Source organism: Bradyrhizobium genomosp. III (assembly GCF_000261705.1).
In the GTDB taxonomy this organism is placed as follows: Bacteria; Pseudomonadota; Alphaproteobacteria; order Rhizobiales; family Xanthobacteraceae; genus Bradyrhizobium; species Bradyrhizobium ottawaense.
Genome location: NZ_AJQF01000303.1, coordinates 1 through 3,411 on the forward strand (window position 1 = coordinate 1; position 3,411 = coordinate 3,411).

Here is a 3,411-nt window from a genome sequence, read left to right on the forward strand (position 1 = left end):
GGAAGCAATCCGCGGCAACGTCGAAGCGCAGACCGCCCTTCGGCAAGGGGCCGCGGCTCGCCGCGATCGGATAGACCGGATAGCAGGCGGCGGGCGACAGCACGAGATCGGCCGGAGACAGCGAGGTGGTCCAGTCGCCGCCGGCGTCGAAGCGGCTCACCGCGGCGTTGATCTCGCGCTCGGTCCCGTGCAGACCGCAAACGCAGCCGAGCAGATTCGGAAAGCTCTTGAGGTAGCCGGATTTCTCCAGCTGAGCCCGGCTCATCACCGGCGGGAAGCGCATCACCTCGGTGCCGCTCTCGCGATGGCTGGTGATCAGCGCCGCGAGCTTCTCGACGACGCCTTCATAGAGCGCAGTGCGGGCGTAGACGCCGTCGGCGCCCATGCGGTGGAACAGCTTGTCGGCGAGATGATCGAGCGGATCGATCATCTGCGGCGCGGTCGCGGGCGAGTCGGGAAGGATGGCAATGTTCATGGGGCGATGTCCTGCTATCTCAAAATTGTTATTGTTGATTCAGTCGTGAAGGCTTGTCGGCACGCCGCTCATCAGCGTCGATGTCGCGGCATTAGCCAGAATGCGGTCGTTGTTGATCATGATCGGGGACGACAGCACGTCGCGGAGGTGCCGGCCCATGGTGAACTCGCCGTCGTTGCGGTAGCCGGAGAGGCCGGCTGTGCGCATCGCATGCATCACGGTCTCGACCGCGAGTTCGGAAGCCTGCACCTTCAGCAGCGTGATCGAGGACTGGAAGTCGAGCGAGCCGAGGGCGCGCTCGTCATGTTCGGCGCGGGCAAAGGCATCGATATTGGTCGACAGCAGCGCACGCAGCTTTGCCAGCGACATCTTGGCGGCGGTGAAATGTGCCGCGGCCGGCGGCATCTGGCCGCCGGAGGTGCGGGCCGCCTTGCGGATGAAGGCCTGCGCGCGGGTCACGGCTGCGGCGGCGATGCCGGCCCAGGCCGACGACCAGCACAGATGCGCGAACGGCGTCATGGTCTGGGCGTGGATCTTGTCATAGGATTCCGGGAAGACGCGATCGGCGGGGCAATCGACCTTCAGCTCGAAACCGGTCGAGCAGGTGCCGCGCATGCCGAGCGTTTCCCAGCCCAGCGTCCGCTTCAGCGAATAATCGTCCTTGGCGAGCGCCAGCAGAACCTGGTCGGAGGCGGCGGCCTCGGTAGCGCGGCGGGCGATGGTGACGAGGCCGTCGGCTTCCGCGCCGTAGGAGATCACGGTGGCGTCGCGCACCAGCGAAACGGTATCGCCGGCGTGATCGACCGCGGCGGCGCTGGCGCGGATGTTGCCGCCGTTCTGGCCTTCGGTGGTGGACGAGGCGAGCAGCCACTGATCGCGGGCGACCCGGCGCATCATGGTCTCCATCCAGGGGATGCCGTGGCCGTGCCTGACGACGCAGGCGACCTTGGTCTGGTGCATCGCGTAGATCATCGCGGTCGAGGCGCAGGCGCGCCCGAGCGTGTAACAGATGTCGGTGACGTCGTAGATGGAGGCACCGAAGCCGCCGAACTCGACCGGGATCATGACGCCGAGCAGCTTCTGCTCGCGCGCGACCTCGAATGCCCCGTGTGGGAAACGAGCGTCGCGATCGACCCCGTCTGCGTCGGCCGCGGCAGCTGCGGCGGTTCGGGCGGCGCGCTCGATCAGGGAGGGACCCTGCTCGAGGAAGCCCGTCTGCGTTTCGTCGACAGTGAGGACTGCTTCACGCACGTTCATACTCGTCCGCCTCCGGTTTGCCGTTCGAGATCGCCGGCATCATTCGCGATGCGCGTAAGCGATCCTCCGGCCATCTTTGCTTGTGAGACGAGGCTACGGATTTAATTCAAATTCGTCGATGAAATAGAGGGTAAACAAAGCCCAATTCCGAACGAACAGTTAAGGTCCGGTTGTTTGCATCACCCGTTTTTCCAGCATCGCGTTAGGACTCTGGAAGAAGCCTGAATTTCAGACAATCTGAGGCATCGTTTACTAAGAAACGCGAAGTATTGGTATCGCCCATTGCGGGACCGGCAGGCCGTGCCCATCGTAGCGGCAAGCCGGTCCGACCTTTGACAGACAGACGGGAATTTGCCGATGCAATCCTTTGATACCGACGTACGCAATCGCATCACCAAGCTGGTGAAGGGCATCCTCGAGCAGAATTCGCTCGCCGCTAACGTCACGCCGTCCGCCAAGCTCGTCGATGTCGGCCTGACCTCGATGGACATGGTCAATCTGATGCTCGGCGTCGAAGCCGAGTTCGACTTCACCATCCCGCAAGCCGAGATCACGCCGGAGAATTTCCAGTCCGTCGAGACGCTGGAGCGGATGGTGGCGACCCAGCTGCAACTGGCGGCGGCGGCTTAGTCAGGCGCAGCAAATCTTCCCCGGGTCGCCCCTGCGAACGCAGGGGCCCATAACCCCAGGCCGTAGTTGTGCGAACACTGGTCGTTCGGGATTGCGACCGACCATCCTAGATAGATTCCGCGGTATGGGTCCCGGCGTTCGCCGGGACGACGTCGAGTGTGAGTTGAGCATTTTGCGCTCCTCACAGCACCGGCATCCCCACCACCCGGTTCCAAAACCGCCGCAAAACTGGCATAGCTTAACCATGTCGCACGTGGCGAACAGGGTGGAGCAGGCATGACGCAGGCGGTATTGGGCATCATCGGCGGCTCGGGCATTTATGATTTGCCGGGCCTCGAGGGTGCGCGCGAAGAGGTGATCAGGAGCCCCTGGGGCGAGCCGTCGGCGCCCGTGCGCCGCGGCACCATCGCGGGGTTGCCGATCGTATTCCTGCCGCGGCACGACAAGGGGCACCGGCTGTCGCCCTCCGACATCAACTACCGCGCCAATATCGACGTTTTGAAGCGGGCCGGCGTCACCGATTTGATCTCGCTATCGGCCTGCGGCTCCTTCAGGGAGGAACTGCCGCCGGGCACCTTCGTTCTCGTCGACCAATTCGTCGACCGCACCCACAAACGTGAGAGCTCGTTCTTCGGTCGGGGCTGCGTCGCCCATGTGTCGATGGCGCATCCGATCTCTCCACGTTTGCGCATCCATCTTGCCGCGGCCGCTGAAGCCGAGAGCATCGCGATCGCGCGCGGCGGCACTTATGTCTGCATGGAAGGGCCGCAATTCTCCACCTATGCGGAGAGCATGACCTACAAGACGCTGGGCTATTCCGTGATCGGCATGACCAACATGCCGGAGGCGAAGCTCGCGCGCGAGGCGGAGATCTGTTACGCCACGGTGGCGATGGTGACGGATTTCGACTGTTGGCATCCCGATCACGATGCCGTCACCGTGCAGGACATCATCCGCGTGCTGACCTCGAACGCGGACAAGGCGAAGGCGCTGGTGGCGCGGCTGGCAAAGGACTTTCCGCGCGAGCATGAGCCCTGTCCGATCGGTTC

3 protein-coding genes and 1 pseudogene are annotated in these 3,411 nt (G+C 63.9%); 2 read left to right on the plus strand and 2 right to left on the minus strand.

Annotation, left to right across the window (positions count from 1 at the left end; translation table 11 throughout):
- Positions 1-475 (minus strand): annotated as a pseudogene (locus IC66_RS0125250) (amino acid--[acyl-carrier-protein] ligase); the annotation flags it as partial.
- Positions 476-514: 39 nt separating this feature from the next.
- Complete coding sequence (locus IC66_RS0125255; protein ID WP_028139651.1) at positions 515-1,732, minus strand: acyl-CoA dehydrogenase family protein; 1,218 nt, start codon at positions 1,730-1,732, stop codon at positions 515-517.
- Between the two features lie 357 nt (positions 1,733-2,089).
- Between IC66_RS0125255 and IC66_RS0125260 the strand changes: the two genes are divergently transcribed.
- Together IC66_RS0125260 and IC66_RS0125265 are read left to right on the plus strand one after the other, a co-directional pair.
- Positions 2,090-2,362 carry a phosphopantetheine-binding protein gene (locus IC66_RS0125260; protein ID WP_038949515.1) on the plus strand — a complete coding sequence of 91 codons (273 nt, stop codon included), beginning with the start codon at positions 2,090-2,092 and terminating at the stop codon, positions 2,360-2,362.
- Positions 2,363-2,638: 276 nt separating this feature from the next.
- Positions 2,639-3,411 (plus strand): S-methyl-5'-thioadenosine phosphorylase (locus IC66_RS0125265; protein WP_038949516.1); only part of this gene is annotated, 773 nt, incomplete at its 3' end.

Coding starts and splice junctions, on each gene's coding strand:
- IC66_RS0125260 (WP_038949515.1), top strand. CDS start 2,090: ATGCAATCCTTTGATACCGACGTACGCAATCGCATCACCAAGCTGGTG.
- IC66_RS0125255 (WP_028139651.1), bottom strand. CDS start 1,732: ATGAACGTGCGTGAAGCAGTCCTCACTGTCGACGAAACGCAGACGGGC.